Annotated in this window: 4 protein-coding genes and 1 pseudogene; all 5 read right to left on the minus strand. The window is 62.1% G+C overall.

The genetic code is table 11. The annotated features are described in order from the left end of the window. Positions 1-153, minus strand: a 153-nt coding sequence (locus AC1D0P_RS24740) for a mannitol dehydrogenase family protein (protein ID WP_477679157.1), incomplete at its 3' end; no start/stop codon positions are given. A 100-nt stretch (positions 154-253) separates the two neighbouring features. After that, positions 254-1,291, minus strand: coding sequence for an ABC transporter ATP-binding protein (locus AC1D0P_RS24745; protein ID WP_477679154.1), 1,038 nt, complete (start codon positions 1,289-1,291; stop codon positions 254-256). A gap of 10 nt (positions 1,292-1,301) precedes the next feature. Further along, positions 1,302-1,919, minus strand: a pseudogene (locus tag AC1D0P_RS24750) (carbohydrate ABC transporter permease); the annotation flags it as partial. A 38-nt stretch (positions 1,920-1,957) separates the two neighbouring features. Continuing rightward, a complete protein-coding gene (locus AC1D0P_RS24755; RefSeq protein ID WP_477679155.1) occupies positions 1,958-2,815 on the minus strand; it encodes a carbohydrate ABC transporter permease in 858 nt (285 codons plus the stop codon). Positions 2,816-2,864: 49 nt separating this feature from the next. After that, positions 2,865-3,524: extracellular solute-binding protein (locus AC1D0P_RS24760; protein ID WP_477679156.1), on the minus strand; the 660-nt coding region annotated here is incomplete at its 5' end.

The raw sequence follows: 3,524 nt of genomic DNA on the forward strand, positions 1-3,524 counted from the left end.
GCCCTGTGCCTGCAGGGCCGCGACCACCTCGGCCATATCGGGCCGGATGTTGGCGCCCACTATTGACCAACGGGTGTCGCCCGCATCGATCAGCCGCTGAAGATAGGCGGCCTGGTGGGCCCGATGAAACGAACCCAATCCAAGGTGAAGCACCGTGAATTCCGAAAGAGCCGGTGGAGTTTGCGCAAGAGGCGCTGTTGCGAGAATCAAGGGAATGCCCGAAAGAAGAGGGAGGAAGGGAAGAAGGAAGGAATCAGGCCGGCACCGCACGGCCTTCACTGTTGAACAGGTGAAGCACCGAAGGGTCGAGTTCGACCGCCACGTCGTCACCCGCATGCAGCGGTGTGCGTTCGTTCTGGCGCKCTATCAGCGGCACGCCGCCCACATCGACGTGAATCAAGGTGTCGGCGCCGAGTGCCTCGATCAACTCCACGCGGCCCGGCACCCCTGAAGCAGCGGCCTGCTTTGGATGCACACGCAGCCCTTCCGGCCGTACGCCCAGGAAACCGTCGCCCGGCAGGCGCCCGCCGGTGGCCGCCGAGAAGCTCGGAATAGCGCCCGCCGCCACCATGTTCATCGACGGCATGCCGATGAACTGCGCGACAAACCGGTTCGCCGGGTGGTCGTAGAGTTCGAGCGGCGTACCTACCTGCTCGATCAGCCCGTCCCTGAGCACCACCACGCGGTCGGCCAGCGTCATGGCCTCGACYTGGTCATGCGTGACGTAGATGGTCGTCGCGCCGAGCGCACGGTGGAGCTTGTGGATTTCGACGCGGGTATTGCCGCGCAGCGCGGCATCCAGGTTGGACAAGGGCTCGTCGAACAGGAATACCTTGGGCGCGCGCACAATGGCGCGGCCAATCGCCACGCGTTGCCGCTGCCCGCCCGACAGTTCTTTCGGTGTGCGGCCGAGGTACTGGGTAAGGTTGAGCGTTTTCGCCGCGTGCTCGACCTTGGCCTGGATCTCGCTTTTCGACACCCCCGCAAGCTTGAGCGCAAAGGACATGTTGTCGTACACGCTCATGTGCGGGTAGAGCGCGTAGCTCTGGAACACCATCGCCAGGTCGCGCTTGCCCGAAGGCACCCCTGTGATGTCCCTGCCGTCCAGCAGCAAGTTGCCTTTGGTGATGGGCTCCAGCCCCGCGATGAGGCGCAGCAACGTCGACTTTCCGCAACCCGAAGGCCCGACGAAGACGATGAACTCGCCCTTGTTGATTTCAAGATCGATACCGCGAATGATCCGGGCCTCCCCGAAACTTTTCTCGATGCTCTTGAGTTCCAGATAAGCCATCAGTCAACTCGCTCAGCACCAGGCACAGCAGGCCGGTCGAAGCCAGGCCGCCCACCGACAGCGGCAGCACGACATGGCGGAACTCTGTCCAGAGGCTCGCGCCGTCCATGCGCGCGGCTTCCAGGATTTCGTTCGGAATGTCCTTGTAAGCGCTGTAAAGCATCCACACCATGATCGGCAGGTTCGACAGCGTGAACACAATGGTCAGCGCGGTGAGCGAATCCAGCAGGCCCGCGGTCTGCGCGAGAACATAGATCGGCACCAGCGCGCCCACCGCCGGCATCATCTTGGTGGAAAGCATCCACATCAGGATGTCGCGCGTCCTCTTCGTACGGAAGAAGGCCATTGAGTACGCCGCGGGCGCCGCGATCAACAGCCCGATGAGGGTCGAACCCAGGCTGGTGATGAGCGAGTTGCGCGCATAGAGCAGGTAGTCGCTGCGGCGCTGCACTTCACTGAAGTTGTCGAGCGTGGGTTCAAAAATAAACAGCGGCGGCACGTGAATCGCCTGGAGTTCGGTCTTGAAGGCCGTGAGAAACAGCCAGCCGAGCGGAAAGAACAGCAGCAGCGCCGCGGCCCACGCGCCCACGGTGCGAAGCAGTTGCGCAAGAAAGTCGCCTGGTTGCATGGTTCAGCTGCTCCGCTGTGTAAGGGTATGCATCATGTCTAGTCGAGGTTCTTGCCGACGATGCGAATGAGGAACACTGCCACGATGTTGGCCACCACCACCGCGAACAACGCACCCGCCGATGCCACGCCCACGTCAAAATTCATCAGCGACTGCTTGAAGATCATGTAGGTGAGGTTGGTGCTTTCATTGCCCGGGCCGCCATTGGTGGTGATGGCGATTTCGGCGAACACGCTGAGCAGAAAGATCATCTCGATCATGATCACCACCGCCATCGGCCGGCCGAGATGCGGAATGATGAGATAAAAGAAACGCTGAAACGAACTCGCGCCGTCCATGCGCGCCGCCTCCATCTGCTCGCGGTCCAGCGACTGCAGCGAGGTAATGAAGATCAGGCAGGCGAAAGGCAGCCACTGCCAGGCCACCATGATGATCACCGACAACAGCGGCACATCGGTGAGCCAGTCGACCGGCTGCGCGCCGAAAAAGCGCCACAGGTCGGCCAGCACGCCGTAGATCGGATTCATCATCATGTGCTTCCACAGCAGCGCGTTCACCGCGGGCATGACGAAGAACGGTGAAATAAGCAGCACCCGCACGACGCCCCGCCCCGGAAATGGCTCGTTCACCAGCAAGGCGAGCAGCACGCCGAACACCACCGTGATGACAATCACACTGCCGATCAGCATCAGCGTGTTCCAGGTCGCGGGCCAGAAGTCCGGATCGGTGATGAAGTACTGGAAGTTCTCGATGCCCGCGAACGGATGGTCGCCGGGTTGCATGAGGTTGTAGCTCACGAACGAGAAATACAGGGTCATCRCSAGCGGCACGATCATCCAGAGGAAGAGCGTGAGCACTGCGGGTGCCATGAGTGCGCGAGGCAGGAGGCGGTTCATGTGGTGAATCCCGGGGCGAAGTGTGGGCAGCCTGGGGGATTACTTGCGATTACTTGTAATACCCGGCTTTTTTCATCTCGCGCTCGGCGGCCGTCTGCGATGTCTTCAGGGCCTGGTCCACCGTGACCTTGCCCGACAGGGCAGCGCTCATCTGCTGGCCCACCGCCACGCCGATGGCCTGGAACTCGGGAATGGCCGCGTACTGCACCCCGACGTACGGCGACTTGGGTAGCGTGCTGTCGCTGAGGTTGGCGCTGTCGATGGCTTTTTTCTCGGCCGCGGCGAACTTTGCGACCTTCTGGAACTCGGGGTTTGCGTAAGTCGACTTGCGCGTGCCGGTGGGCACCGCGCCCCAGCCGTGTTCCTTGGCGACCAGGTTGATGTATTCCCTGGAAGTGGCCCATTTCACGAAGGTCTGGGCGGCCGCGCCCTTGGTCGAGCTGGCCGGGATGGCCAGGTTCCAGGTCCACAGCCAGTTGGCGCCCTTGGGCGTGACGGCAACAGGCGCCTGCGCAAAGGCTACCTTGTCGGCCACCTTCGACTGCTTCGGATCGCTGATGAACGAGGCGGCGATGGTGGCGTCCACCCACATGCCGCACTTGCCTTCATTGAAGAGCGCGAGGTTTTCGTTGAAGCTGTTGGCCGAGGCGCCGGGCGGGCCGTAGGCTTTCATCAGGTCCACGTAGAAGCTGATCGCGTCCTTCCAGGG

This window comes from Polaromonas sp. P1_G2, assembly GCF_056405515.1.